Source organism: Stenotrophomonas sp. STEN023, assembly GCF_056760135.1.
On the sequence record NZ_JBRREF010000003.1, the window covers coordinates 60,867 to 86,655 of the forward strand.

Sequence of the window (25,789 nt, forward strand, 5' to 3'; positions counted from 1 at the left end):
TCTTACGATCAAACCACTCTTACGATCAAGCCTTGCGCGCAATACGGATGCTTAGCCTGTTTGCGCGACCCAGCTCTTTGATGCCGCGACGACTGCGGATGTAGATGGCGAACCGCAGCCAAAAGGACCGCCAGGTTCACCCTGAAATGCAGGCAACACTCGCGAAAGTGCTGATTTCAATACCTACAAAAGCGCACCCAGACCCGAGCGCAGGAGGTCGGTCCTTTTGAGGTATCTGAGTTCGACGTCATCTGCTGATCCGCTTTCAGATTTTCAGCGAAGGGCCGATAACCGGATGCGATTCACATATTCCTCGCTTACCCGTGCTCTCGCTCCATGCAGTCAAAGTTTCCATGGACCGCTCCTGTCCTAGGGACAACCTGCCCCATCGACCAGTTCGCGCGAAGATTGCGTATTAGGAAACTCAATGAAACACCCGACGATTTCTTGCTTGCCACGCTTGATGATAGGCGTTCTGTCGGTTGCACTGCTTTGGCTACCATCAACAGGCGTCATGGCGGTCCCGGTGCCGGTAGAGCCGCCGCCATCTGTGGGCACAATTGGTTGGACACGCGAATCCAGCAATGTGCCCAGCGCGTCTCCTGCGAATGTATATAGCGGTGAAGTCACAAGCCTGCAGATCACGACGCAGCCAAACCATGGTGTTGTCGTGGTAAGAGGGCTTGAAATGATCTACACCCCAGCCCCCGGTTATTTGGGGACTGACGTCTACTACTACACCGCCACCGGCCCTGGTGGTACTTCGCAACCGGCTTCCATCTGGTACTCGATGATTGCCCCAACTTTCCGAGCGGCGTCACCTCTCCGCAACCCCACCTATGGAGCTGCATACGCGGGCGGCCTGCAAATTGAAGGGGGAAGTGCACCGTACCAATACCGCCTGTCGCAAGGCGGCTTGCCCCCGGGCATCGCCATGGACAGTGCCGGCCTCTTCTCTGGTACGCCAACTGCTGTCGGCACGTACACCCTTAGCGTAGTGATCAAGGATGCCTATGGCTTTGAAGGCAACGTTCAGCAGGTCATGCAGGTGCTTCCGGGCAACCCAAGCATCAGCTGGGATGTTGGAGGCGGACTTCAACGCATTCTGGGTGAGGACGATTTCGAGCTGCCATTGCCGCAAAGCAACAGTCTTGGTGAGTTCACCTTCGTCAGCAACAACCCAGCTGTAGCTACAGTCAAAGGGCGTTCGGTCACAGTGGTTGGTGAGGGCCGTGCCAACATCACCGCAGTACAGGCTGCTGCCGGCAACTACACCACAGCACGGCAGACCATTCAGTTGACCGTCGCCCCGCGTCCGGATCCAACAACCGAAGCATCGGTTGTGACGTCCATCCAGGCGCAAAGTGACGCCAGCATGCGCTTTGCGCAGGTACAGAGCAGCAACATCCGCGATCGACTGCGCCAGTTGCGCAGCGGTAGCAACCCGGTCAGCTTCAACGTTGCCCTGGCTTATGCAGGCAACGACGGAATGCCCGGCCTTGCGGTGCCATTGAGCCAGGCCAGCGATGGCATGGCAAAGACGTTGCCGCGCATGCCCGAGGGATGGGGCATATGGGCCGCGGGAACTGCAACGTTCGGTAAAGCAGGCCGCAATCGCGGTGGCTTCGACTTCGATACCGGCGGATTGAGTATCGGTGCCGACCGCGCTATCGGTGAACGAGTTTTGCTTGGCATGGTCGGCAGCCTGGGTCGCCAGGACACCGAGCTTGATGACGCGTCATCGCACAGTGACGCTGACCAGCGCTCACTTGCACTCTACGGTTTGTGGCGTGCCGGTGAGCATGTGTTCGTCGACGCCTTGTTGGCGAGCGGTAAACTGGACTTCGATATCGCACGCTGGAGTTCGCCTGCAGATGACGTAATGCACGCCAGCCGCCAGGGTAGCCAATGGTTCGGCTCATTGACCTTCGGCTATGAGAAGCAATTCGGCGACAGCATGACCTTGACGGGTTATGGGCGCTACGATGGCCAGCGTGCGCAATTGGATGGGTATCGCGAGCACGGCATGGCACTGTACGCACTCTCCTACGGCCGCCAGAACGTCCGGAACAATGCATTGGCACTGGGCGTCGAGGGAAGCCACCTGCTTCAAGGCCCCAAGGCTCGCTGGCGTCCGTTCTGGAGTTTCGAGTACCGCCAGAATGACGTGCAACGCGTTGATGTGACGATGAACTACGTGCAGCGTCCCACCGTTGGTGACTATCTACTCTCAATGCCCGGCTACAGCGAAAACGTGCTGTCAGTCAGGGGCGGACTGGATCTTCAGCTGAGCAGGGCTTGGTTGTTCTCTTTGCTGCTTGGGCATGAGCAGGGAGGCAACCAGCTAAGGAACAACAGCATTGGCTTGCAGGTGCGTTACGGCGATTCGTCCGCACGCTGATTCTGATCAGACCAGCTCCACGCTTTGAGCATTTGGAACGGCCGGCACCCCCGGCCGTTTTCCATTGAAGGCTTTCACCGCGTCACGTCGCGACACCAGATCGATCGATGCGTTGCACCGCTCGACCCGACATTTGGGACGCCGCCAACGAACTGGAGACCCGCAACGTAGCCAAGTTGCCGCTAGTTCCACTATCGCTACGATGAAGTGCGCAGGAGCTACCAGCGAGGCGATTCTGCAAACGGCGACGGCTTTGTCGTTACTACGGAGAATCCAGTTCTCCGCCCTGCAGATGTTTAGGCGAACTCATCGACGAACCGGTCCGCGTCGCGGGATAAGCACACCGCCGTCAATGGTCGCGAGCAGCGGCGCACCACTGCTGCCCTTGCTCCAAACCCTACCGGCATACCGGCCTGCAAGCGGACGCCAGCCCTGCGGAACGAACGCAAAGGTCCAGGCAACCGATTCGCCCTGCACGATCCTGGCGTGGCAGGTCACCACGTCGCTCCATTCCCGCAGCTCAATGACCACCTCGCATTGCGTCGGCGTGCCCATATCATAGGCAGTGACCGCGGCGGCAATATTGCGACCCGCGCCGCGATCAGACAGCGCGACGACGCACAAGAAGACGGTGAACAGCAGCGGCAGTGGATGCCGGAGCAGCAGCGAGGCGATCGCACATAGCACGGCGATGGCCAACAACCAGTAGTGGAAACGAGCAATGACTCCATTCGCCAGCCCAGGCCGAAACCTGGCGATCTGCTCCTCGACGGACAAGTCTTTCAACGCCACGCCTCCCCAAGTAAGCGCGCAACAAGTGCGCTCGTGACCACCGGTGCCAAGTTTGCCACGTACCGCCATCAAGCCCGGCGAAGGTATAACGCGACTGTCTGCAGGCCAGCCAGCATGCGGCGTGCCTTGGATCGTTCCGCTCTTGCGATACGGACCGGGATGCGAGTGGTTGGCCAGACATACACGAAGCGTTGCATCATGTCCGCCGAAGTTGAAGGAGCATTTCGTGAAGGGAAGAACAATCAGGCTGGCCACCCCCGCCGACATCGACGCCATTTTCCACATCCGTACCAGCGTTCAAGAGAATCACCTGTCCCTTGAGCAACTTGCTGGAATGGGGATTACCCACGAAGCGATACAACAGGCGATCGTGGAGGCTCCATGCGCCTGGGTCGCCGAAGCAGATGGCGTACCGGTTGGCTTCTCGATGGCGGATGTCGGGGACGCATGCGTGTTTGCCGCCTTCGTCCTGCCGGAGTTCGAAGGACTGGGACTGGGCCGTAGCCTGATGGACAAGGCAGAGGAGTTCCTGTTCCAGCACCACCAGACGATCTGGCTGGAGACAGCAGAAGCCAGTCGTGCCAGCGGCTTCTACAGAGCACTCGGCTGGCAACCCGTGGCGGACCTGCCGGAAGGCGACGTCCGGTTTGAAAAGCACAGGAAGTAGTCACCGACGCCTGGGTTGAGAAGCCGAAGTTTGGCGCAGCGGCGCTGACGAGATGCCCCCGCTTGTACGCACGAGAAAGCCCGCATTTCTGCGGGTTTGGCATGAATTCGGCACTTGCCAGGACGCACCAAGATCAGACGATGGTGCGTTTATCTGATCCAAATAGTCGATACAACCATATGTTTTTACTGATTAAATATTGAAATTGAGTAAAAAAATACCCCCGCTTATACCCCCTCTTTAATCGGATGTTCTTGGACTCAGTCGGACGGAGGTACGGCTGATCCGCTTGGGAACGCATTTTTAAAAAGGTGAGAAAGGCTCAGGCTTTCGGCTCCCTTCTCCCCCCGAACTGGGACGGGAGCGCGCGCAGACCTTTGTGTCACTCGAATCCTTTCTTCACAAAGATTTGTCGCCCTCCATCAAAGAAGCCAAGTGCGCCTGTCCCGGCTCCATCGGACTGGCGCTTACCGGCCACGAGCTGTCGTCCAAGGTGTGGCCGCGACCGGCAGTTCCAGACTGAATGCAGACTTAGGTGGCGACTGGGCGGCTGGCGGTTATCGACCGACTCCAGTCTCCTAGGACGACGACCCAGAATCATCTGGACTCAAGTAGTCGGCGACAAACTGCTCAGCGCCAATCGACTTGTAGAGCTCATTTTTTGCATAGGTCTCAGCTTCACTCTTCGATGCGCAGACGTATTTCAGGGCCTTCGAGCGCAGCATGGGCGCGTCGGAGAACTTGGAGTTCGCGACGCCAGTGGCTGCCCAAGTGCCGTTGTCGGCAGCACGGACCACGGCCACTATGATCTGGAACGCCTGCATGTCGGTCAGAAGCTCACCGAGCGGGACGTCCAAGGATTCAATCGCGCTCGCAAATGACCTGGAGATGTCGAACGTTGAAGAGCCCGCCCTGGCTATTGCATGTGGAAAGTAGAGTTGCAGCAATTCCGGATTGTCTTTGACCAGCTTGACTACAAACGTTGAATGCGCCCGTTTTTCGAATAGGGCCTCGAACTCTGGCTGATACGTGGGCAACAAGTCAGCAATTGGAAGGGCGGCAGCGATGGAACTCAATGCTGAAGTCGGATGAATAAGCTTTGACTCTGAAACCGCGCCAGTAGTCTCTTCGATTTTCTGCGCGATGACAGCTCGGACTCGAATCAAGGTGGTTGAATTCAATCCCGCCGCAAGCTTTCCATTGGCCGATATCGTCTGGGTGATCAGACCAGCAAAAGCATTGTCATCAGCCTTCGTCGCAATCAGCTTCGACTGGAGCGCCGTTGTGATGTGCGGTTTGTCTAGTTTGGCAAGACCGATCAGAAAGTAGCTTGCATTGGTCTTTATTGTCGTGTCAGCAGATTTGACCGCTACGCAAAGCTTCGCTATAAGCTGCGGAATCGCTTCATCGTGAAGGCTAGTCGTCTCATCAGAGACCACAGAAGCAATTTCTGTGACCGCCTTGCTTGGGAAAAAGTTGCTGTTCTTCAGCCTATCGATCAGCTGATCGACAAGGTGCGTCGTAGAAAGCAGCGATTTAGCAAGAAAGCGACTGACGGTCTCGTAAAAGATGAAACGCGCCTCCTCCGCCGATGGCTTATGTCCGGACGGATGTGCCGACTTATTGCGTAGCGTTCGCAATGTGTTCAGAAACGATCCGTCGAGCCCTGTGATAAGGCTCTTTGACGTCAGCTGATCAATTAGATAGCTCTCATAGACGTCTTGGTCGCCCTTCTTCTTCAACGCCTCGGTATAGATAGCCTTTGCTGCCGAGTTCACGTTTGCCAGTTCGCCCAGCTTGAAAAGGAGGTCGTCGAACAAGGCAATGTAGCTCAGCACCACGGTACCTCTGTAGGCACCTGCCATATAGCAATTCATGGCTTCGCGCATGTAGTCTCGAATTTCGCTACCAGGAATCGTCGCGAGCAATTCCTCTTGATCTGTAAGATGAGCCATCGTGTTGTGCTGTTAGTGCTTATGCAGACCGAACTTGTCGAATAGGAATTTGTTCCGACGCTTAGCATACCTCAGCAGCTGAATCTGGAGCCATGGCGCGAATTCCTAGTTGTCTTCGCAAACACTTACCAGCTCCGGCGGCTGTGCCCAGCGTAGCGATGAGTCTGAAATCTGGGGGCAGGAAAGATGAAAGAGAACGACCTCGCTGTCAGTCCCATGCGAGCTGCTGACCGGTGCATTTGTCCACAACGTCAGGATACACAAACTCCCGGTTAGCGCTTTGGCACATGCCAAAGCGGTCACATGCCAGCAACCGCTCTTGGCCGATAACACGCGTTCGATACTCGAGTCCGGACGACGGCAATCACGGTGCAGAAGGCATTGCCCACCGAAACACGAACGGCCAATATGGGCAGCATAACGCCCAGCGGCCAAGAGCTGCCATGCTCCCGACCACTGGCCGCCGACAAGAACGAGTGCAATTCAAAAATCCGACTGCACGAAAATCTGCACATGCTCGTCTAGGAAATACCGGAAACTCCAGATCGTGATTCCCGTCGGACGCACCGTAGAATTACGCTTAGGCACTCAGGGCGTAATCAAGCATGCACACCAGCTCAGCGGATACTACGAAAGGAAGCAGCAACGCCAAGTTGGACGATATAGGTATTCTGCGAGTGATTACCCCCAGAGGCTTTGGCTTTGCCTCGAGCCTCACAGGTGACAGGACACGCGATGTGTTCCTGAACGAAACTCGGATCGCGCACCTTGGCATCTCATCATCCCAATCTAGTGGGCTGCTCATCCAAATGCGCACAGTACAACAAGCCGACGGCAGGTGGCATGCGACCCATGCTATGCGGCTCGATCTTGCCGCCCCCAGAACCAGAGATCTCGCGCGTAGCCACTTGGCTCGCCAGCTTGGAGCGGCGGAAGCGGCTGCAGTGTCGGCACCCTTACTGCAGTTACTATGGGGAATTGATCCGGCAATCGATCGCCAGCTTGTCCCGATTGCCCTAGCGCTGCCGGATGATGCGTGGTGCTCGTCGTCCCTACTCGACGCCATAGAGCTGTGCCCACCTGCCGCCTGGCTGAGAGCGTTCCCGCATCACATTTCGGCAGAGCCGGCGCGGGCCCTGAGTGCATTGCAACGAGAGGTCTACCGCACCACCGAAAGGCACTGTCCCTCGACATGGTTGGAGCAGCTGTGGGATGCATTGCCCACGCAGCGCAGCGATGTGCTCGAGGTTGCGTACGCCGCGAGCAGCAAGCTCACCGCCCTGCAGGCAGCAACATGGGCTCGAATGGCGATAGACCACAACGCTCTGATCGGTAAATCCACTAGTTCCGCAACAGTCGCCGGCTGGTGGCGCGTCTTGGGAAAGGCCATGGATGACAGTCTTACCCTCGACACCAGCTGGCGGGAGTGGAGCGGATGGGGACAGGCCAACTGGATGCTGGCCAAGCTCGCGCTCAAGCGCTGGGATTCGAAAGGTGCGACCGATGTGCTGAACGCGATAGCAGCGCTTGAGGAAGCAACAGCTCGTTCTGTGTACGTCGGGCGCATGAGCGCAGGTGAACAGCTGGCGGCATTGAACGAGCGTGACCGCCGGCTCGCGGAGCTATGGGCTCCGCGACTGGAAGGTGAGAACAGCAGGGAGAGGATAGATGCGGTCCGTGCCCAGATGTGGACTGCACGGGCGGCTGAAAAATGCGCCGGCGCGTACCTTATGCAGCTCGGATTGTCGGTTGAAGACATTGCTAGTGAGCAATTGAGTGCAGACAGCGGCGATTGGCAGCAAATGGATCTTCGGATCAATGGGCACCACGGCATTGACGTCAAGAACCTCCGGCGGACCATCCATGGTGGTATGCAATCAAGTCGCTGGAAGGTCAAGGCTTTCAAGGCGGACGCTGCTGGAAACAAGGTCACGCTTTGCGGCGTTAGCAGCCCACACACACGTTTTAACCTCGGCAGTCTGACCTGCAAGGGGGGCGAGGACATGCGGGTACTAGGCGTAACCACGGCCACCGAGATCAAGTCATTGGCACGAAGATTTAACTCGATATTTGCGCTACGGATGAACCCCGTGTCGAAGCTGATAGAGCTACCAGCATGGGCGTGGGACTACCCACACGCTCAATACCAGACGCGCAATCAGTCCATGACAGTGCTTAAGGAGGCTGTTGGTTCGCTTAATGCCACAGTGCTCGGCCGGCGCTGTCTCGCTGCGCTGCCGCCGGTGTTCTTTAGCTTCTGGGACCTTGCGGCGCCCAACGTGGAACAGTTCAATCCACAACAGCGCGACTTTCTGGAACAACTGCGCACCTCCCTATCCGAGGAGCAGTCGGCCCGGCCGGAAGCCTGCGTTCCACGCCTCCCGTGGCTTCACCTCTTCATCCTGCACCTTTGGGCGAGCTGGCGCACTAGGAGCGCTTTGGCGGACAGTCGGAGTCTACTGCGGCTGTTCCAATGGCATGCACACTCAATCAGTGATGCTGCGCAGGCAGCTGCGGATATCAGAGCCCGCTCATACTACTTCCGTGAGTTCGACACCGATGATATCCCACAAATTTTCCGGACCTCGGCGGGGTCAGTGAACACTCCATCGGCAATTGCCGGAAGTGGACTTGTCGATCCGGCAAACACGCTTTCAGACCTCATAGAGTCGCTGGCTGTACTCGAAATGCATTTGTCCCAGGGCCAGTTCTTGACGCTGTCGGACATCACGCTCTCCAACAACGGCGTCTTGGTCGGTACATTCCCGGATGGTCAGCGTAAGACGCTGCTGGCGCACTGCTGCGGCCGCCTCGAGAATGGCATCGAGTGTGGAAACCGCCCGCTGGTATTTGGCGCGAAGGAGACCTGCGCTTGCGGGCGACTCATCTGCAATAGATGCAGTACATGTACCGACATACGGTTCGCCATCTGTGAGCGCCAGGATGAACGGCTGCACCTACGCTCGGCCACTAAGCTCAACCAGGGACCACGGTGGCGCCGGTAGTCTGTATGGCTAAGCTCAGCTTATCTAGGTGCTACCTGCCCGGTCGCTTCCAATCTCTCTACCAGTGCAAAGGTTCCAAGCCCATATAGCTCTAACCTCCCCGAAGGGAGGTCCGCTTTGAGTCGCATGACGCCCTGCGGCCAGAAGCGGTCGCAATGCAACTGCGCCCCTCGCGGGAGTCCACTCAGTCATTGGGGGCGGAGTCGCGGGAGAAGCCAATGAGCATGGCTAATGTGCCGTCGGTGCTGAGGGAGTGCGCGCCGACTCAAGAGGTAAAACGAGCACTGGCTTGACGCCACTGTCGAACTTGATGCACGATCTCTACAACGTTGGTAGAGACGTGCCGCCCGCATCGGCGAAGCCTAGTGCACTACGGAATTTCGTTAGAGGTTTGCATTCCATACCTTCGGAAAGTTGCTGTTTGCGGGCGACGGCTTCATCAATTTTTCGAGGAAATGGAAATGGCAACTGAAGTCACTCCGCGAGCAATCGAACAGATCAAGATCGCCGCGCGCCGTCTAGGAAAAAGCCTGCCCGGCGGCAACCTCACACACACGGAACTTCTGAACCTCTGTTCTCACGCGTTCTTGGGAGTCTCCAGTTATGAGGAGGCGGTACGGGCGTCAGAGAAGGTTATTTCACGTCGGCAAGACGGCGGAACTCCATTGCCCAAAGAGTTTGGCAGTCCAACGGCGATGAAAGGCGACTGGTTTTTCTATCCCGACTCCCAAGTCGTGTGCTTTGAAGGAGAATTTTCGCCTTACTTCATCCGGCTCAGCAGGCTCAATAGTGCAGCCGAATTTTTGGACTTCTGCCTTCAAATTCAGAAGAAGAAATGGCCAAAAGAGGCTGTAAAAGAGCACAGAATTTCAGCCACTTATCAGGTGGATGAATTCATCGAACTAATGAATGAGCTCTGTCACTACTATTTTGGCAGTTCAGTGCAGGGTCTCTATTGTCCTTCAGGGGTTCCGAAACAAGTCGACTGGAGCGCGGCGATAGAAAGCAGGAAGTTGGAGAGTCGGCAATAGCGCCTAGTAGACCGCGTTGACCCCAGTCAGGCTCTTGGTCACCGCCTGCGTATCGAACGATCCGAGGTCCGCCTCGGATCGTTCGCTCCCAGTCGTTGACGGCCAATAACGGACGTCCTAAGCCGACCGGCGAAGCGGCTTCGGCTTGAATGAATTGCTAGAACTCAACTACCTCAACCGCGCCGCTGCCGACGCCCTCGGATATCTGCAGACACTCCGGTACGCGATGGATGAAGACTCCCTCGTTTGCCGCCTGCCCTTGCGGAGTCTCAGCTCTGAGGGGACTCCAAACCGCCCGAAAGCGTTGTCGGCTAGTCGGCGGAGAGAGGTTGATCGGTCACAACTGGACGCAGCCTCATGCAAATCTCGCTTTCGTTCAGAATCGGGTCTTTATGACCGGTACTGTCCCGCGGTCCGCCATAACAGGAACGATGACGCTGTGAACGATTGCACGCAGTTTCAGCGCACTTGGAATCCTGGTAGCAGAGGGCATACACTACCCACGGCGCCCGCCTTGCTTGCACACGAGCAAAAACCGGCCGTATCCCCTGATCGATTCTTCTTCTGGCCAGCTGCCGGGGACTTAAACGTGTGCGCCTGACCCGGATCGGCTTGGCCATCGAGGACGAGTCATGACCATAAAGCAATATGCGTTTCACCTCCATGGACACCTTCGGGCGCAGGCTTTTGCCTCACTCACCCGCAGCCAGGTCCATGAGCTGTTGGCGGCAGCCGCCGGATTTGCTACCCATGCAGCCTTCCTTCACCAAGCCGTCTGGTGCGATGTGGACTGGCGCGACACCGGTCTCACGCCGCATAAGGACCGGATCATCCAGCGATGTCTGGACTTTGGCATGTCACCCGATGAGGCGGAGCGCACAGCCCAGGGCTTGACTAGCTTCCTCGATACATCCGGCTATGCGCCGATTCGCTTCGAGGAGCTGATTGATGCGCTTGCGAGCGAAGAAGACGACTGGCTGGATACTGACAAGCCAGGTTCGGCGGTCGTCGCCAGATGGGTGTCGACCGACTTGGTCCATCGCATGTCGCAAGGCTTTGATGCATTGCTAAGCGAGCTTCCCTTGCTGCTAAGGGGATTGGAGGCGGCCACCTCACGCGGCATAGGTGCTGCACATCTAGCGACCGCCTACATACTTGAGGCATATGGACGGCTGCCAGAGGAGGATGACCGCCGCTTCGGTCGCGAACTGCGTAGGCATGGCCAGTGGTCGGTCGAGCCAGTGCGCTTCGCCGAAATCGCCGCAGGCACAGACAGATTTGTTCAGGTTGTGGCCAAACATCGGTACCACCTTCTGGCCGCGGCAAGGGGCGGGGTTAGACATGCGTTGCTGCTCACCGCAGAACGTTACGGCGATCCTGGTGCGCTCGAACTTGAGCCATCGGATGAAATGGATCCGTACGCCATGGTTGACTTGGCCGATACGCACGGTCGACCCGAACTGGCCTATCAATGGTTAACTGTTCTCGCACGCGACGGCAATGTATCTGCCATGCGCACGCTTATCGAACACCGGGAAGAGTCCCCCTTCCGTGCTTGGGTCTGGATGCACCTATCACGGATGCTAGATCAGGACCTGAGCCAAGACAGACATGAAGCAATCAACGATGACGGAACACCTTATGACGATGATGTCGGCGGGCCAATGTATGTCGGGGGTTTTGACGGAATCAGATTGGCACCCATCTCAGGAACGGAAAATAGGCGCGCAGAAGAAGAGGCTGCTCAACTTTTCGCGGTAATCGAAGAGCGCTGCGAATCAACCTGATCAAATGGGTTTATGGGCGGGCTCCAGCAAAAGGGGGCTCGTCCAACCCTTCGCATAGAGGTTCGCTATGCGAAGGCCTTGCCAAAGAGAACTATTGAGACCGCCAATCAGCGCAGGGCACCCCTGTTCTGCTGTGAAGCGGTCCAGCGCCATCTTCACGTCAAGACCTGATCCGGAGCAATGCCTCCGGAAAGCCCACGAAGATCAAACCCGCGCTTCCTTGATCAACCTTCGGCGACAGTTGTGCACTACCTCGAACTCGTAAGAACTGTTATCACGCTGGTGGTTGTTGCGACTGATAGAGCTGAAGCACCGGGCCGAATTGACGTGACTGGAGGCATTTGACGGCTTCGACTTCTAAGGCAGAGCCGCTCCGCAATCTCTTCCAGAGAGACAGAGGGTTGCAAGGATGTAGCAAATGCCCGGGCGACCTTCTAAAGGTTTCCACTTTTTTGGCCGATAATACAACCAGCGGGAACCGAGCTAAGGCCCGTGTTGTGCCGCTGGGTCGGACAATCAACAAGGATGTGTTGTGCGCATGCGTAACAAAACAGCTGCAAACGCTGGGGTACCAGCGGGTGATGTGTTCACGCTAGCGGTAGCCGGTACGGTCAGTGCAGGCAAGACAACGGTGCTCAATGCACTACTTGGGCGTGAGCTACTGCACTCAAGCAATGAGCCGGCTACGGCCAGCCACACCGTTCTTCGTCACCGGCCCCACGCACCTCGCGTGGTCTGCGGTAGTTACAGCCGCAATGGCGCACTGGTCGACTTCCATCGTGGCATGAATGCCGCGCTTTACCGGCGATGGAATGCGCACGCCCAGGTGGCACGCATCCATGTATCCGGCAATCTTGGGTATGTAGCCGGTGCTCGCGGCAAGCTGGATCTGCACGACCTTCCCGGGGCCAATAACAGCCTGGACAGCGAGCACTGGCACCTTGCGACTGGAGCCCTAGCCACCGTGCCATGGCGACTGCTCTGCTTCGTGCTGGACGCCACCGCACCGGGGACTACCGACGAGCATGCGCTTCTACAGCACGTCCACGCCATTTCCGCTTCACGCCCCCAGGGCAGGTTGTTGTTCCTCCTTAACAAGGTTGATGAAGTGGACCCCAACAGTGATGGGCCGCTGGAAACCGTAGTTCACAATGCCCGACAGCGGCTGTCACGGTTGGGGTTTGATGCCCCCTGGGTGGTACCCACCATGGCGCGGGTTGGGCTAGTGGCACGGATGAAGATGGCTGGCGCTGCCGTGTCTGCGCGCCAGTCCATGCACTACCAGACTATGGTGCCGCTACTCCCGGCGAGTGCACAGGCCCTGGCGGCCGCTGCCCACGTGCCGGAGCGCGCGCGTTCGCGTCTGCTGCAGCAGGTGCAGGCTCCGCACTGGAACGCCTTTCATGAAAGCCCGCCACTTCGGCAACTTCCCCGTTCCCTGCTTGCCGCTTCGGTCATTGCCAGCGGTATCAGCGCGATGGAAGACATCATTCACCACTGCCTTGCCCACCCGTGAGTGCCATGACCCAAGTAGACATCATCCACAATCCTTTCACTGTTGAAACCACCTTCCTGATTGATGGGGTGGAGCTGACAGACGGTGCGCGCCTACACCGCTGCACTAGGCTGCGCATGCAGCTTTGGGTGGACCAGCTGTTCCAAGACCTGAAGACCATGTTCAACGGATACGACACCTTCAATGTGAGCTTCACCGGCGTAGAGCCGGACTTCCGCGACTTGGAAGCAGCTGACAGATTCAGAAGTGAGTGCGACCAACCAGAAGTCCCTGCGAATGCCCGCCCACCCAGCGGTTCGAGGCTGACCGCGGCCAGCGGACGCTCGGGTACACGCCCCGGCCCCAGAACCGATCCAGGAACCCTGCCGGCCAGGCCAAAGGCACAGCGGCACCCCGTCGCTTCCCGCCTTGCAAGGGATGCCCGTGGTTTCCCGCCTGCAGTCCCCTCTGGCCGAGGTCTCGCTGGGCACGACCTGGTCGGGCGTGTCGGCGTGCCGGCCCGGCAGCACCGGGCGAGGGCTGCAGGGAATGACGCTCTACAGCGCGCTCGCCGCGGTTTACATGGATTTCGTCGGCATCACGCATGGATCCGTCGGGATTCTGTGGTGGCCTGCGGCCGCGCCGCATGTCGTCGTGGCGATCCTGCTGGCCGGGCGCTCGCCAGGAAGTAGCCGGACCCCCACGGGTCTTGATCACCGGTCGATGCTGAGCAGGGCGTGCAGCAGGTTGTCCTGGAAGCTGGTGTTGCCGGTCAGCTGGTCGTGGGCGACGCAGAGGAAAAACGCGTAGTCATGGGGGAAGTGGCTGTACGCATGGCGCTGACGGGACGGGTCAAGCACATCGCGCGCCAGCAGCGAGGCCTTGGTGACCGTACCGTCACCGGGCTCCAGCATCAGCCGGTCGTAATCAACGCCAGGCAGCGGCCTCCTTATTTCGCCTGGATCGAGCCGCAGCACGGTTTCTCCCGCCACTTCTTCGGCCAGCATTCGCGCCGGCGTCAGTTCGCAGTCTCCACCGAACACGATGGGTTCAATACCTGGCGTCGGCTCGGGAACCGAAAGCGCCCAGGTAAAGCGGCGCGCGCGCTCGAGGTGGTGGCCCAGATATCGCTCCAGCGTGGCAAGGTACCGTTCGGGATCGTCCCCGGAATGATGCTTGCGGATGCGCGCGCGCACCTCGGGGTCGAACACCGCCCATTCGAACCGGCGCCAGATCGTGACATCGAAAAGATCCCTGTCCAGTGGCCGGCCGTCGTGGCCAATCAGCCAAGTGTTGAGCGCATGCGGGAACAGCTGGTAGAGCGACGGCATGGTCATGAGGACTTCGGGCATCATGCTCCCGAAGACCACTTTCCGGCCTACGATCATGCCGTGCAGCGCACCGACCGAACCGAAGTTCGGCGTGCCGAGCAGGACCATCCTGCGAATCCGCAGGGCTCCGGCCTGCGTGACGACGAACTGATTGCCGTCCAGCAGGTCGACGGCGCCATAGCGGGCGTAGTAGCGGGCGATCAATCCGCCGTTGGAATGTGCGATCAGGTCGACCTGCAGGCCAGGATCGCCGTGGTCGGCGCGAATCCGCGCAAGCAGCGCATCCAGCGCACGGACGCTGTCGATGTTGTCCTGCCGCCAATCGTAGGTGAAGACGTAGTAGTGCCGGCCGGCCGGCGGCGGCGCGCCAACCTTGGCGCGGCGGTAACCGCCACCCTGTTCAAGGGTGCGCAGCAGGGCTCCGTAGAAATCGAGCCCGGCGGCACCCTCGAAGATGTCGGTGGGCCGCAGGCCATCGTCGCGCGGCCGCAGGCTTACCGGGTCGATCGGCAGGGCGAGATCGTCGTAGTCCGACAGGGCTAGCCGACCCACGCCACCCGGCCAGCGCTCGCGGCCTTCGGAATCGGCCAGGCGCGCGCCAAGCACGCCATGTATGACGACCACGGGGGGCTGTTGGCTGCCTGTATCAGCGTAGAGCCGCGCAAAATCGGGCCTCGTCGTCTGGCTGCAGCCGGCCAGCATAAGCAGCAAGAAGACGCAAAGCCGTGCCATCCCTGAATCGCCCCGGGCTTCATAGACACCAACGGACTTTGTTGTTTTCAACAGACGGCAGTCTCAATCGGTCGACGCAACACACTCGCTCAGCCGATAGGCCGGCGTTCTGAAGCCCAAGGTTTCCCTGGGACGCTGATACGAGCTTAATGCAATCTTGTTTAGCGCGGCTTGGGAATGGACCGACAGGTCCGTTCCGTGCGGCAGGTACTGCCGCAGCAATCCGTTGGCGTAGTCGTGAATGAAACTGAACACAAAGAAAAGATCAAGGCGCGAAGTCACAAGTGCGTGCGACTGGGTAATGCAGCGGACCACTCCCGCAGCTGGACAGGTTGCGCGAAAATATGGGCCCCTAGTTGCTTGCTCGTGCTCGGCGTATGCGCACTCCTTCGTCGCAACTCAATCGTTTGCTCGAGGCATCGATCGCAGACAAGCGATTGGAGCCGGAGTTCTTCCGAGCACTGCTCGACGCGCGCGTGTTTGCCCACGCGCCGTTGGCTGACACGACCGGTCGTCTTCGGCTCATCCAGTTCAATGCCCCGGACGGAGAGCTGTTACTTCCCTTCTTTTCCGACATGGGAAAGGCCAAGGCCGCAGGCCGTGGTCGCGTCCGGATCGTGGAGTTGAGTGGTCGACAGCTCTTCGAGCTCTCGCTCGGCGCCACCCTCATCCTCAATCCCAACAACCACTGGTGCAAGCTCTACCCCGAAGAGGTTCGCGTGCTCCTCGCGAACGGGACAATGGCCGTCGTGGAGACTGACGACTACGCGGGTGGGCCGAAGATTGCCGTGGATCATCCCGTGGATGTTCCCGACGCGCTGCTCGCTACCTTTCGGCAGATCCTGGCCAAGCTTCCCTACGTGGAAGAGGCCTACCTGGTCGACATGCGGCTTGAGCCCCATCTGGATCACCCCAACTGGGTGGTCGCCGTCACAACGTCCAAGGCCCAGGCAGACCGCGCCTGTCGGGCGATCCTGGCTGAACTGCAGTCCCAGCCCCAGTTGACCACCGTCCCGTTGAGCCTAATGGCCTTGCTTCCCGAGAACCCGGTTCCCGACTGGAAGCTGGCGCTGAACCCTGCGCCCTTCTATCGGCGGACCCCAAGCGAGAGCTAGCGCTGGCGGCGCCGATGCAGGGCGCGACGCGCCTCAGGCGCCAGCCGCGGCGGTATCCGCAGGGGAGGTCGCCAGCAGAGCATCAATGAGGGCGCCGACCGCCAATGCGGCATCGGGACTGGCCACGAGCAGTTGGGTGAGCTTTCCCTCCAGCTCCCCGGCCACCCTGCCGGGTCCGCGCCCCGCCTGGGTCCTGGCTGCAACTTGCTGTGCATATTTGCATACCCGCAGTGCATTGCCGTCCAGCCGCTTGAAGTCGCCTGCGCAGATGCGGCTGACCTGGGACGGATGGATGTCCAAAGCCTCGCCAATGGCGGTTTGCGTGATGACTCGGGCTGACAAAAGTCGCGCAATGAGCTGCAGGTAACGGTCTCGATTCATGTTGACATTGTGCAAACTTGCAATAGACTGTGCAAGAGCGAAAGAGCCCTCCGCTGCCGGACTCGATTCGGCATGCGAGGATGGTCCTGGCGCCGCCCGCGCGTTGTGATGGCCGGGCGGTGAGAGGCAACGGAATTGCCGGAAGGTGTGGGGAGAAGCCATGCAGCGCGCTTGCGTGATGCTGGGATCGGTGAACGTCAACATCGAGCTTCCGGAGCCGGAGGCTGAAGTGATGCCGGGCGTCCGTTGGGGCGACGTCGCCGCCTTCCCCACTCCGGCCTACTGGGCCTACCAGGTCATGGCTCGCCGCATTGAGCGCAATGCCATCCGCTATCGCCTGGGGACCAGCCTCAAGGAAGAAGTCGGCGCCTGCCTGCTAGGCGGGCACGGCATACCTGCCAAAGTCGGTGTTGTGGCCTTCGAGCACCTGCGCCGCCGCGGCGCCTTCGCTGACCAGCCGCCGCCGGCGGAGACACTCCTCGCGTGGCTCTCCGAGCCCATGCCGATGGAAGACCGCTCCATCCGCTACCGCTTCGCCGGCCAGAAGGCCCGGTACCTGTCGGCCGCCCTGGAGACCTTGGCCGCGGAGGCCGCGCCTCAGCAGTCTGGGCGCATCCTGCGCGACTGGCTCACCAAGATTCCCGGCATCGGTTTCAAGACCGCATCGTGGGTCGCCCGCAATTGGCTGGACGCTGATGATGTGGCGATCCTGGACATCCATATCCTGCGCGCCGGCGTGCTTGCCGGGTTTTTCGATGCCGAGCTGACGGTCGAGCGTCACTACCGCGAACTGGAGGATCAGTTCCTGGCGTTCAGCGCGGGGCTGGGCGTCCGCGCCTCTGAGCTCGATGCGTTGATGTGGTACGAGATGATGGCGTCGCGGAACTCAGTTGCGCAGATCCTCTCTGCGATGCCGGAGAGCGCCTTCAAGGCTCGGCACGCGCCGTCACGGCCGCCGGCCAACCCAGAGCACCCCCACGCCCGCCAGCTGGCCCTGATCCGCTAAGCGCGCTGCCCAGGCCTGGCCGGTCATGCCGAGCAGGCACGTGCCCAGGCCCAAGCCGGCGGCGACCGCCACCAGATAGCCCTGGAGCACCCCAGCGTCTCGCCACACGACGCTCTGCGCATTCTCGTACTTGGCTTCCGTCTTGCCCGGCTCTGCCACCAACCAGAGCAGCGTCGCCTCCGGGTCAGCCACGATCGATCGCGCCTGCTCGACGAGGCCTTCTAGCATCGGCATCTGGTCCGCGAGATCGTGCAGACCATGACGGACACCGTCGTACCGCCCCCACGCGCCGGTCTGCGGATCAAATGCGAGCACGTGGATGGGATGGATTGCTCCTCCCGACGGTGCGGGCCGACGCTCGAGCTCGAACCCCAAGGGAGACGGGGCCCACGCGAGACGGCGCTGGCTGTGCCAGAGCAGCGCTCCGAGTGATTCGACCGGCAAGGCCTTGAGCTCCCGGACACTGCGCCGCTGCGCCAGCGCCTCAAACATCGGGGGGCCGCCGCCTTCGGCAGGCTGCGGGAGGGCCACGAAGGTGCCATGGGGCCACACATACGGCGTGTAAGGCTGGACCTGCGGCCGTGGCCGCGGCTCAGGCAGTGGAGTCCACGTCATCGCCGAGCTCCCGCCATACCTCGAAGTACTTGTTGCAACCGCGGCACTGGCCGCAGGCAACGTGCGAGCGATGACAGCTGTGCGCCCAAGCGAGCAGCGAGCGTGGAATGCCCGATTGCCGCACCAGCTCCACAGTGGTCAGGCCGATGGCTGGTGCGCGCACGGTCAGTCCGCCCTCTTGCACCCGCATGACCTGATCCATGGCCGCCATAAAAGCGGGAGTGCCGTCTTGATGTGTACCGTCAGAGGCCACGGCGCCCACGAGCAACGCTTCGGCGCCGCGCGATACCGCGCGCATGCCGGCCAGGGTGATCAGCAACTGGTTGCGGTAGGGCCACCAGTCGCTGGCCGGGGCCAATTCATCGGCGGGCTGTCCGGCCATATCGCCCGAACCCAGGGCACGGCAATCCACGGTGATGACCTCGTGGGGTATCTCCAGTTGGAGACAGACCGCCCGCGCGGCCTGGATCTCCGCGGCCGCGGCGAGTTGGCCGTAGTCGATCGTCAACGCCAGAGCGGGCCGAAGCCACCACGCCACAGAAATGGAGTCCATACCTCCCGAGAGAAGCAGCGCTTGCGTCACAACGCCGCTCCCACCCAGACCGTGCGATAGATGGCGGACGTGAAATCGGCGACTAGGTGACACGCCGAACCTTCCATCATCTTCAGGTCCTCGCGCTTCTCCTGCTCGCAGTACACAACGACGGGCCGGTCGAGGGCCCGGGCGTAACCGATCTCGTACAGCGTGCCCGCATCCAGGCCATCCACGATGGCCAACACCAGGTCGCAGTCCTTGATCGCCTGAAGATCCTTGTCGACCACGTCTTCCGCCGAGCCGTGGCCGACGTCGTGGTACGGCGAGAACACCTTCAGGCCCATCTGCTGCAGCGCCTCACGCGCTTGGGTCACCACCCAGAGCTGGGCGAGGGTGAAGAACGGGCCGGCAAGGTACACGGTCGGTCGCCACCCGTCTCGGAACCGTTCGGATGCCGTCAGCGCCATCGGGCTGAACTTGGCCAGCGTGGGGGCCGTCGCAAAGATGCGGTTCTCACAGTAGTAGGCCGTGGCACGAGAGGCTTGGTCCGCGGCGCCGACGGGGTCCAGCCCCAATGCCATCCAGGCGTGAGCGAACGTCGCCGCGAACACGTCGCCGCTGCCGATCTTCCACACGCCCAGCGTGTCGTAGGCCGGAACATGGTGAACCCGCCCCTGATCCCACACCAAGGCCCCCAAGGGGCCGCGCTTGATCACCACCACCTCGGCATTCTCTTGCTGGGCCAAGGCCTCGGCCATTCGCTCCGGGGTATCGGCACGCCCCAGCAGCGCCGTTGCCTCGTGGCGATTGATCACCAAGGCAAGACGCTCGGCGGTGGAGCCCGAGGCACGGAACGATTCCGGGTGCTCGACGTTCTGCGGGTCGTAGACAACCTGTTTGGCGTGCACCGTGGCCTGCGTCTCCAGCATACCGAACTGCAGGACCCGCTCGGCCTCCACCAGGAGTGTTGGTGGCGGCGTGGGAGGCCGGTGGATAACGGGCCTGGAGAGCCAATGGGTGTAGTGGAATCCGGCGACATCGGCTACGGCCGTGGCCCGCAACTCGAACCCCTCGAGGGCTGCGGCGCCTTCGATGATGGGACCAGACAGGTCACACAGGCAGCAATGCAGTCGTGTCTCCCCGCCCAGTGCGGCGATGACGCTGGCGCCTCGGCCCGCGGAACCCAGGTAGCGGTCCCAGCGGGGGTGCATGCAAAGCTCGCGGTAGACGCCGCCGACGACCTCGATCACCGGAAGCGCGCTCAGGTGCCCGGGACCGGGGCGATGCGCACCGTCACCAAGCCGCCGTTCACGGTGCGCACGGTCGCGGTGTACTGGGTGCCCTGTGTCAGGCATTCGCGCAGCCGCTGGACGCTCGGATCGGCGATGCCGCCGGCCACCTGGCCCTGGTGTGTGAGCACCACCGTGCTGACGCCACCGACTTGGGCCAATGCGACGTTGAGGATGGCGCCCCGGACCAGATCCTTGATCACGTCGGCCTTGGGCGAGCTGATCTGTGTTTCGATCACCAAGGCGTCGCAGGCCACGGCCGTGTCGCGAAATCCGCCCCCGTAACCACTCCCGCTCGATCCCGTCATGTCGACTTCCTCCAAATGAGCCTAGGCCCGCCCACCCATCGAGGGCGGCCCGGGGCACTTCTCAGTTACAACGCCTCATCACCGTCGACGCGGCCATCGGGCGGGTTCGTCGCCGCCTCGGGCGCAGGGTCGGTTCCAGCCGACTCCCGGCCCAAGGTGCCTTGGGCGGTCTCTCCCAACGCACAGGGTCGCTGCTCAAACACCAACCCCTGATCCGTGCTCCGGCCGACCGCAACCATGTCGTCCGTGAGACGACGGACGCGCTCGCCACCGAAGGCGCAGGCATCGTTGGGATACATTTCAAAATGGTACGTGAAGCGGCGGGCGGTCGTGGTCAACACCCCGTTGTAGGAGTGCTGGCCGATGTCGAAAATAACTGCGGTGGTCAGCGCCAACGCAAAGACACCGACCAGGCGGATGAGCACCTTGTCCGTGTTCACCGGTTTGGCGTCGGTTCCCGAGCCAAACCGCCAGCGCAGTACGCCCCAAACGCTCTCGATGACAAACCAAACGAACACGCCCACGACCACCAGCATGGTTCCCGCGGTAAGCAGGAACCCAGCCATCAATGGCGCCAGGAAAGTGACGGCATAACTCAGGTGCTCGGGATCAATGCCTGTCGCTTCTTTCACCGTCACAGAAGCTAGCGCCATGGAGACCGCAACAACCATGGTCGCGCCCAAGGTGCCGACGATCTTGCCCAGCGGCCACTCCCAGGCACGTAGCGCCGCGTGGTAGAGGTCGAGCAGGAACGCTGCCGTCAACATAATCCCGCCCGCGGCCATCAGCCCAAAGATCAGCCGGTCCGGGCCCGAGACCTGGATCAGGAGTGCTGAGACCCCCACCGTGCTCCCACCGACGGTAAAGATGCGCAGCGGTCGCGATGCGGTTTCCCACCACGCGCGAAGGGATGCCGAAAGCCTTGAGCGCACCGACGATGTTGCTACTTCCATCCCACGTCCTCGCAAATTGGTTAGGGCCTTTCCAGGTCAACGGCAGTTCGAGCACCGCCCGGACGCTCGAAGATTAGCGACCGCACGACGGGACGGTGGTGGCGCAGTCCAAAGTTGCGCGCACCCCTGCGCCTGCGTCTTGTTGGTCGAGATGGCATAGGGCGATTCCGAAAGTCAGGCCCAGCCAAAGTTCTTCTTCAGGAACTCCAGGAGATCCGCATGCCTCTGCCAGGGGGGGGTGAGGTCGTGGGTGACTAGCGTTGCCGCCATGCTGCGCTCCTGGGTGTCCGTCGTATTCACTGAGCGCTCAGAATGCATGTGCCCGGGATCAGATTAGTTGAAGAGTTCTCAAGCAGTTTTGAGGACCCCATTGCCGGCTTCGCGCCCCTACGGGTGGGCGCTGCCGCAACCCTGTACTTTTCCAGTCAATCTGGGAACGGCCCGGGTGGCAAGGCATTCACATGAGGAGTTGCGCACGTCGGCAACAACTTCGACCTCTTCGATACGAACTGGCTCCGAGCAGAGTTGGAACGCATAGTTAAGGAGAAACATCAGACAGTAGACGAACTCGCAGCGATCCAGTTGTTCCTTGCCCCATTGAGCAATCGCCGAGCCGGGCGGGACGAATGAGCTGACCACGGCAGATCGCCGGCTGCCAGCACGCGGTCCTAGGGCGGAGGTGGTTCTGCCCTGGCATCATGGTGGAAGGGTTCGCCAGGCATCAGGCGAAAGTTGGCCTCCTCCGCGGGAAGACCGTTGCGCCGCAGGAGTTCTATCGCCGCCCCCTTTTTTGCCAGGTCGTCCAACATCGCCTCCTCGACCTTTTCCAAGTGCGACAGCATGTGGATGAATCCCTGCATAACCTCGTCGCAACCCTCACGAAGGTCCGCCTTGGACGCATCAGCGGATCGGATGTTCAAGGTTTGAATACCCGAATGCGCGGCCTGTGAGTTCCTCAACGTGTTGACGAGCGCCATGTGGTCCATGGCGCAATGATCGAACTCTAGGCACAGATGGAAGGGGTGCGCCAGTGAGCCTACCAGGGAGATCAAGTGCGGCTTCTTACCGTTCTCTTTTTTGCACGTGGTGCAAGGCGCCTCCAGCAGTTGTCCCAGTGCCTTCTTCATGTATCTAGATTCGGGAAACTGGGTGCAGTAGAGCAGCTGCTTGATCGTGGTTTCGCACATTCGTGCGGTGTAGAGGACCACCTCGTTGTACAGCCTGAGCCGCTCGATTTCGGCATCGATCGGGTCGTCCTGCGCCGAGGGCACCGTGCAGTAATCATAGTAGGCGTTCACAACCCGGGCTAGGATCAGGGCTATCGACCCGCCGCTAAACGTGAAGGGGTTGGTGTACCCGCCTTTGGTCGTGACGTCCGCATTCGACAGCAGCGGCAGTTGACCTTCCTGCTTCAGCCAAGCCCGCATCTCCCGCGCCAGCGGAATGAAGTTGATGCCGACCAGTTTATGGCCTTCCCAACGGAATGCCTGGGGTCGATAGCCCCACTCCTGGTGTGACCCATGCCAATCCCGGTGTGGCGGGCGCTGATCCTTACGAGAGCCCTCGTTCGTCGTCACGGGCCATTAGCTTCCGTAGACAGCAGCCAGAGTCCTCGCGCTAGCAGCTCATCGACATCATGCTGGAGCTGGATCACGTCCGGATCCACTTCGCCCAGGGACTCATGGACGGTGTGCAGCCGAGTGACCGTGTCAATTTTCTCTTGAAGCGTAAGGCGGGCCATGGTGGCTCCTCGGGGGGCGCGGTGTTGGCACGGACGGCGGCTGGAGTGTTACGCCGCAGCCTGCTGGAACGGCGCTACCTCCCCCCTTTCGACCAGACATATTTGCGCTGGGGAGTAGAGATAGAGCGGCTAGAATTCGGCTCTCGGACGGGAAGCACATGGTCACCCTTAGGTGGGGCCGGACGTCCAGCATCCGCGTCACCTGCCCGCGGGCCGCGGGACGTCGGGTTCACAGCGTGTACTTGGTCTCAGCCGTGAGGCTCCCCAAATAGTTATCGGGACCATCGACCTTCCGATCGTCGAGCTCGGGTCCTTCATAGTTGGGATTGCTCACGAAGAAGTGGATCTGATCGGCATCGCATTCCATAGTGATATCACCGGCCGAATTCTGTGTAATGGTCTGATAGCCAGTGTAGTAATTGAGGTGGCGCGACGGAGCTTCTCCGAGAATGATTATCTGCGGATCGAGCTTTTCAAGCCACGAATGCGGAATCTTTCCCGAGTCACGCCCATGATGAGCAGCGAAGACGACAGTTGTCTTCTTTAGATCGATGTCCTCGGTAATGTCCTCCATGAACTCAGTCTCCAGGTCGCCCAGCCACATCACACTGGTATTGCCGATGGAGTATCGAAGCACTGCCGAGGTGTTGTTGTAGCTTTCGCCCGCGTCACAGGCCGCAAGCGCCTCTTTGAACCAAGCATTGTCAAGATCCGGCCAGAGCACACTGATCCCTGACGACCCCCTTGAATCGTCACCTTGATTCATCCACTTGCGCACGCATCCCTTCGAAATATAGAAGGCCTTCTTGGCGTCGTCGCGCAGTTGGCAATAGCGCTTGAAGGATTTCGTATCTGTGTCCTTGACCGCTTGATTTTTTACCACGTAGAAGTTCCGTATCGGCCAGGCGTCATCAAGTAAATGAAGGCCGCCGAAATGGTCCTCATCCGGATGCGTACAGATGAAGCGATAGATACCTTTGCTTGCAGACTGAGTCTTGATCTCATCAATAATCGTCGCAGCGTTCTGGTCACTAAGGTCACAGTCGATGACCGTAAAGTTGTCTGACCCATGGATGATGTAGAACATGTCCCCATTACCCACGGCAAAGCTCTTTATTACGCTCACTCGAATCTCCTTGGCGCCAACGACTTCTTCATCGGGTCACTTTTTGGTCAAGATGCAATGTATAGACAAGTCCATGGCCAGCACTGTTCTGCCTGTGCTGCTGCCGGCTATGGGTAGTAGTGCTGCACGCTGAGATGATGGCGCAACGCTTCCGGGCGATAGGGGATCTTTCGATCGCAATCTAGTATGCAGGTGGCATTAAAACGCTCATATACCGACGGATCCAGTTCTGCCTCGGGGTTGATCTGGCGAGGCTCGTTGGGCCAGGGAACTATTCGCGCCCACCAAGGACCTTGCTGCTGGGAAAATATCTCGGAGTGCTGGGTGCCGTGCGGATCTGGGTGCAGATGGAGCTTGCTCCAATCGACCAGTAGCGGATGAGTCAGTGCTACTGCCTCGCTAGCCATCCACATCAGCGCAACATCCGACAGCCGCGACTCGTCCTCCGGATAGCTTCCGCCGACGTCAGAGTGATTGCCGGCAAACCATCGTTGCTTGAACCTCTTCTCTTCAGCTTGTTGCCTATTGAGCGTTCCGCCCCACGTCACGCGCCCGAACTGCGACCGCGTCTCATCGATCGCCAAGGCGTGTCGGACTTGCGGTATTCGAGGATCGAGGAATCGATCGTAGTTATCCGAGTTCCACAACGCAAAATGCCAACGAGAGCCCATTCCATGGACGTCTGATGGCAGCCATCGGATTGTGGAGTGGATGTAGGTAAACGCTACGCCGAGCAAGCCGGCACCCAGAAGAGCGCCAAAGACAGCCTCGAAGTTCCACTCCAACCACGCAGAGCTGATCCAGCTGAGGGCGGCTGTGACAACGGCCATCGCGATCATGCCTGCAGATCCCAAGGCAATCCGTGCCGGCCAAGGCAACCCGAGTGCCGCAACCGCATCAAACACGCCGATGAACTCCGGATACACGTCGCCTCGGGCGGAGTTCTCTCCAGCCTGGTACTTCAGGCGGAAGCGATGCGCCAATGCCTCTCGCTGGGCCTCATACTTATTCCGCGGTCTTCCGGCGCCATGCTCATATACGCGTACGACGGCCTCCTTGGCTATTGCGCGAAGCTTCCGCCCTGCTCGAGGCAGCGGCCTCCCTTGCCCGTCTGTCGTCGGTACGCCACACAGATTGAGTACATTTGCCAGAGAGCGCACGGTGTAGCCGCCTCGGCTGAATCCGAAAAGAAAAATCCTGTCTCCAGGCTCATATCGCTTCAGGATGGCCTCATAGCATTCGATAACGTTGCTGCTGAAGCCGAGTCCTACGGCCAAACCTGCAATCGATTTCAGCCTCTGCCACAGGCTCAGGCGAATATCGCCACCCGCCATGGCTGTACCGAGCCCCGGGTCGTAGAACGCCACCTGTTCGGCGGGGTCAATTGGACTGTCCGGCCCCACACGAGTAGCGCGATACAGCTTGTAGATGTTGCTCAGTTGCTGGTCCGGACGGACTCCGCCGGCTTGTCCGGTACCATCCGCAAAAATCAAGATGTTCTTTGGCATGAAATGGACCTCCACA

Annotated in this window: 21 protein-coding genes and 1 pseudogene; 8 read left to right on the forward strand and 14 right to left on the reverse strand. The window is 60.1% G+C overall.

Annotated elements, in window-relative coordinates:
• Nucleotides 1-427 precede the first annotated feature (427 nt).
• On the forward strand, nucleotides 428-2,401 hold the full coding sequence (locus ACVOLV_RS01190; protein WP_481552791.1) for an autotransporter domain-containing protein: 1,974 nt from the start codon (nucleotides 428-430) through the stop codon (nucleotides 2,399-2,401).
• Nucleotides 2,402-2,707: 306 nt separating this feature from the next.
• Here ACVOLV_RS01190 and ACVOLV_RS01195 read toward each other — a convergent pair whose 3' ends face one another.
• The gene (locus ACVOLV_RS01195; protein ID WP_481552792.1) at nucleotides 2,708-3,187 is read right to left on the reverse strand and encodes a hypothetical protein; all 480 of its coding nucleotides are present in this window, start codon (nucleotides 3,185-3,187) and stop codon (nucleotides 2,708-2,710) included.
• Nucleotides 3,188-3,419: 232 nt separating this feature from the next.
• On the opposite strand from ACVOLV_RS01195, the gene ACVOLV_RS01200 reads away from it, so the two are divergent.
• The gene (locus ACVOLV_RS01200) at nucleotides 3,420-3,860 is read left to right on the forward strand and encodes a GNAT family N-acetyltransferase (RefSeq protein ID WP_481552793.1); all 441 of its coding nucleotides are present in this window, start codon (nucleotides 3,420-3,422) and stop codon (nucleotides 3,858-3,860) included.
• Between the two features lie 578 nt (nucleotides 3,861-4,438).
• Here ACVOLV_RS01200 and ACVOLV_RS01205 read toward each other — a convergent pair.
• Nucleotides 4,439-5,815 carry a hypothetical protein gene (locus tag ACVOLV_RS01205; protein WP_481528079.1) on the reverse strand — a complete coding sequence of 459 codons (1,377 nt, stop codon included), beginning with the start codon at nucleotides 5,813-5,815 and terminating at the stop codon, nucleotides 4,439-4,441.
• A gap of 653 nt (nucleotides 5,816-6,468) precedes the next feature.
• Here ACVOLV_RS01205 and ACVOLV_RS01210 point away from each other — a divergent pair.
• The 4 genes from ACVOLV_RS01210 to ACVOLV_RS01225 all read left to right on the forward strand — a co-directional run bounded on the left by ACVOLV_RS01210 (nucleotide 6,469) and on the right by ACVOLV_RS01225 (nucleotide 13,154).
• Nucleotides 6,469-8,820, forward strand: a complete 2,352-nt coding sequence (locus ACVOLV_RS01210) for a hypothetical protein (protein WP_481528080.1) — start codon at nucleotides 6,469-6,471, stop codon at nucleotides 8,818-8,820.
• A gap of 461 nt (nucleotides 8,821-9,281) precedes the next feature.
• Complete coding sequence (locus tag ACVOLV_RS01215; RefSeq protein WP_481528081.1) at nucleotides 9,282-9,851, forward strand: hypothetical protein; 570 nt, start codon at nucleotides 9,282-9,284, stop codon at nucleotides 9,849-9,851.
• Between the two features lie 632 nt (nucleotides 9,852-10,483).
• The gene (locus ACVOLV_RS01220; RefSeq protein ID WP_481528082.1) at nucleotides 10,484-11,638 is read left to right on the forward strand and encodes a hypothetical protein; all 1,155 of its coding nucleotides are present in this window, start codon (nucleotides 10,484-10,486) and stop codon (nucleotides 11,636-11,638) included.
• 538 nt (nucleotides 11,639-12,176) lie between these two features.
• Nucleotides 12,177-13,154 carry a dynamin family protein gene (locus ACVOLV_RS01225; RefSeq protein ID WP_481528083.1) on the forward strand — a complete coding sequence of 326 codons (978 nt, stop codon included), beginning with the start codon at nucleotides 12,177-12,179 and terminating at the stop codon, nucleotides 13,152-13,154.
• A gap of 692 nt (nucleotides 13,155-13,846) precedes the next feature.
• Here the strand turns inward: ACVOLV_RS01225 and ACVOLV_RS01230 are convergent.
• Complete coding sequence (locus ACVOLV_RS01230; RefSeq protein ID WP_481528084.1) at nucleotides 13,847-15,247, reverse strand: esterase/lipase family protein; 1,401 nt, start codon at nucleotides 15,245-15,247, stop codon at nucleotides 13,847-13,849.
• Nucleotides 15,248-15,259: 12 nt separating this feature from the next.
• Nucleotides 15,260-15,436: pseudogene (locus tag ACVOLV_RS01235) on the reverse strand (IS30 family transposase); the annotation flags it as partial.
• A 137-nt stretch (nucleotides 15,437-15,573) separates the two neighbouring features.
• On the opposite strand from ACVOLV_RS01235, the gene ACVOLV_RS01240 reads away from it, so the two are divergent.
• Nucleotides 15,574-16,311: an enhanced serine sensitivity protein SseB C-terminal domain-containing protein gene (locus ACVOLV_RS01240; protein ID WP_481528085.1), complete on the forward strand. Its 738-nt coding sequence runs from the start codon at nucleotides 15,574-15,576 to the stop codon at nucleotides 16,309-16,311.
• A 33-nt stretch (nucleotides 16,312-16,344) separates the two neighbouring features.
• Here ACVOLV_RS01240 and ACVOLV_RS01245 read toward each other — a convergent pair whose 3' ends face one another.
• Nucleotides 16,345-16,692, reverse strand: coding sequence for a hypothetical protein (locus ACVOLV_RS01245; RefSeq protein WP_481528086.1), 348 nt, complete (start codon nucleotides 16,690-16,692; stop codon nucleotides 16,345-16,347).
• Between the two features lie 160 nt (nucleotides 16,693-16,852).
• On the opposite strand from ACVOLV_RS01245, the gene ACVOLV_RS01250 reads away from it, so the two are divergent.
• A complete protein-coding gene (locus ACVOLV_RS01250; RefSeq protein WP_481528087.1) occupies nucleotides 16,853-17,698 on the forward strand; it encodes an 8-oxoguanine DNA glycosylase in 846 nt (281 codons plus the stop codon).
• On the opposite strand, the gene ACVOLV_RS01255 is transcribed toward ACVOLV_RS01250, so the two are convergent.
• The 9 genes from ACVOLV_RS01255 to ACVOLV_RS01295 all read right to left on the reverse strand — a co-directional run bounded on the left by ACVOLV_RS01255 (nucleotide 17,639) and on the right by ACVOLV_RS01295 (nucleotide 25,773).
• Nucleotides 17,639-18,190, reverse strand: a complete 552-nt coding sequence (locus tag ACVOLV_RS01255; RefSeq protein WP_481528088.1) for a nitroreductase family protein — start codon at nucleotides 18,188-18,190, stop codon at nucleotides 17,639-17,641. The two genes, ACVOLV_RS01250 and ACVOLV_RS01255, sit on opposite strands and share 60 nt — an antisense overlap.
• Before the next feature lie 100 nt (nucleotides 18,191-18,290).
• Nucleotides 18,291-18,896: a 7-cyano-7-deazaguanine synthase gene (locus ACVOLV_RS01260; protein ID WP_481528089.1), complete on the reverse strand. Its 606-nt coding sequence runs from the start codon at nucleotides 18,894-18,896 to the stop codon at nucleotides 18,291-18,293.
• On the reverse strand, nucleotides 18,893-20,098 hold the full coding sequence (locus ACVOLV_RS01265) for a PfkB family carbohydrate kinase (RefSeq protein WP_481528090.1): 1,206 nt from the start codon (nucleotides 20,096-20,098) through the stop codon (nucleotides 18,893-18,895). Before ACVOLV_RS01265 ends, ACVOLV_RS01260 begins: the two co-directional genes overlap by 4 nt.
• Nucleotides 20,099-20,109: 11 nt before the next feature.
• Nucleotides 20,110-20,445: a hypothetical protein gene (locus ACVOLV_RS01270; RefSeq protein ID WP_290889879.1), complete on the reverse strand. Its 336-nt coding sequence runs from the start codon at nucleotides 20,443-20,445 to the stop codon at nucleotides 20,110-20,112.
• A gap of 65 nt (nucleotides 20,446-20,510) precedes the next feature.
• The gene (locus tag ACVOLV_RS01275; protein ID WP_481528091.1) at nucleotides 20,511-21,398 is read right to left on the reverse strand and encodes a hypothetical protein; all 888 of its coding nucleotides are present in this window, start codon (nucleotides 21,396-21,398) and stop codon (nucleotides 20,511-20,513) included.
• A 668-nt stretch (nucleotides 21,399-22,066) separates the two neighbouring features.
• Nucleotides 22,067-22,975, reverse strand: coding sequence for a hypothetical protein (locus ACVOLV_RS01280; RefSeq protein WP_481528092.1), 909 nt, complete (start codon nucleotides 22,973-22,975; stop codon nucleotides 22,067-22,069).
• Nucleotides 22,972-23,139 carry a hypothetical protein gene (locus tag ACVOLV_RS01285; RefSeq protein ID WP_481528093.1) on the reverse strand — a complete coding sequence of 56 codons (168 nt, stop codon included), beginning with the start codon at nucleotides 23,137-23,139 and terminating at the stop codon, nucleotides 22,972-22,974. The genes ACVOLV_RS01280 and ACVOLV_RS01285 overlap by 4 nt, the downstream gene beginning before the upstream one ends.
• A gap of 229 nt (nucleotides 23,140-23,368) precedes the next feature.
• Nucleotides 23,369-24,265, reverse strand: coding sequence for a ComEC/Rec2 family competence protein (locus ACVOLV_RS01290; protein WP_481528094.1), 897 nt, complete (start codon nucleotides 24,263-24,265; stop codon nucleotides 23,369-23,371).
• A 107-nt stretch (nucleotides 24,266-24,372) separates the two neighbouring features.
• Nucleotides 24,373-25,773 carry a phospholipase effector Tle1 domain-containing protein gene (locus tag ACVOLV_RS01295; protein ID WP_481528095.1) on the reverse strand — a complete coding sequence of 467 codons (1,401 nt, stop codon included), beginning with the start codon at nucleotides 25,771-25,773 and terminating at the stop codon, nucleotides 24,373-24,375.
• Nucleotides 25,774-25,789 lie beyond the last annotated feature (16 nt).

Coding starts and splice junctions, on each gene's coding strand:
- ACVOLV_RS01190 (WP_481552791.1), top strand. CDS start 428: ATGAAACACCCGACGATTTCTTGCTTGCCACGCTTGATGATAGGCGTT.
- ACVOLV_RS01205 (WP_481528079.1), bottom strand. CDS start 5,815: ATGGCTCATCTTACAGATCAAGAGGAATTGCTCGCGACGATTCCTGGT.
- ACVOLV_RS01215 (WP_481528081.1), top strand. CDS start 9,282: ATGGCAACTGAAGTCACTCCGCGAGCAATCGAACAGATCAAGATCGCC.
- ACVOLV_RS01220 (WP_481528082.1), top strand. CDS start 10,484: ATGACCATAAAGCAATATGCGTTTCACCTCCATGGACACCTTCGGGCG.
- ACVOLV_RS01225 (WP_481528083.1), top strand. CDS start 12,177: ATGCGTAACAAAACAGCTGCAAACGCTGGGGTACCAGCGGGTGATGTG.
- ACVOLV_RS01240 (WP_481528085.1), top strand. CDS start 15,574: ATGCGCACTCCTTCGTCGCAACTCAATCGTTTGCTCGAGGCATCGATC.
- ACVOLV_RS01245 (WP_481528086.1), bottom strand. CDS start 16,692: ATGAATCGAGACCGTTACCTGCAGCTCATTGCGCGACTTTTGTCAGCC.
- ACVOLV_RS01250 (WP_481528087.1), top strand. CDS start 16,853: ATGCAGCGCGCTTGCGTGATGCTGGGATCGGTGAACGTCAACATCGAG.
- ACVOLV_RS01255 (WP_481528088.1), bottom strand. CDS start 18,190: ATGTTTGAGGCGCTGGCGCAGCGGCGCAGTGTCCGGGAGCTCAAGGCC.
- ACVOLV_RS01270 (WP_290889879.1), bottom strand. CDS start 20,445: ATGACGGGATCGAGCGGGAGTGGTTACGGGGGCGGATTTCGCGACACG.
- ACVOLV_RS01275 (WP_481528091.1), bottom strand. CDS start 21,398: ATGGAAGTAGCAACATCGTCGGTGCGCTCAAGGCTTTCGGCATCCCTT.
- ACVOLV_RS01285 (WP_481528093.1), bottom strand. CDS start 23,139: ATGGCCCGCCTTACGCTTCAAGAGAAAATTGACACGGTCACTCGGCTG.
- ACVOLV_RS01295 (WP_481528095.1), bottom strand. CDS start 25,773: ATGCCAAAGAACATCTTGATTTTTGCGGATGGTACCGGACAAGCCGGC.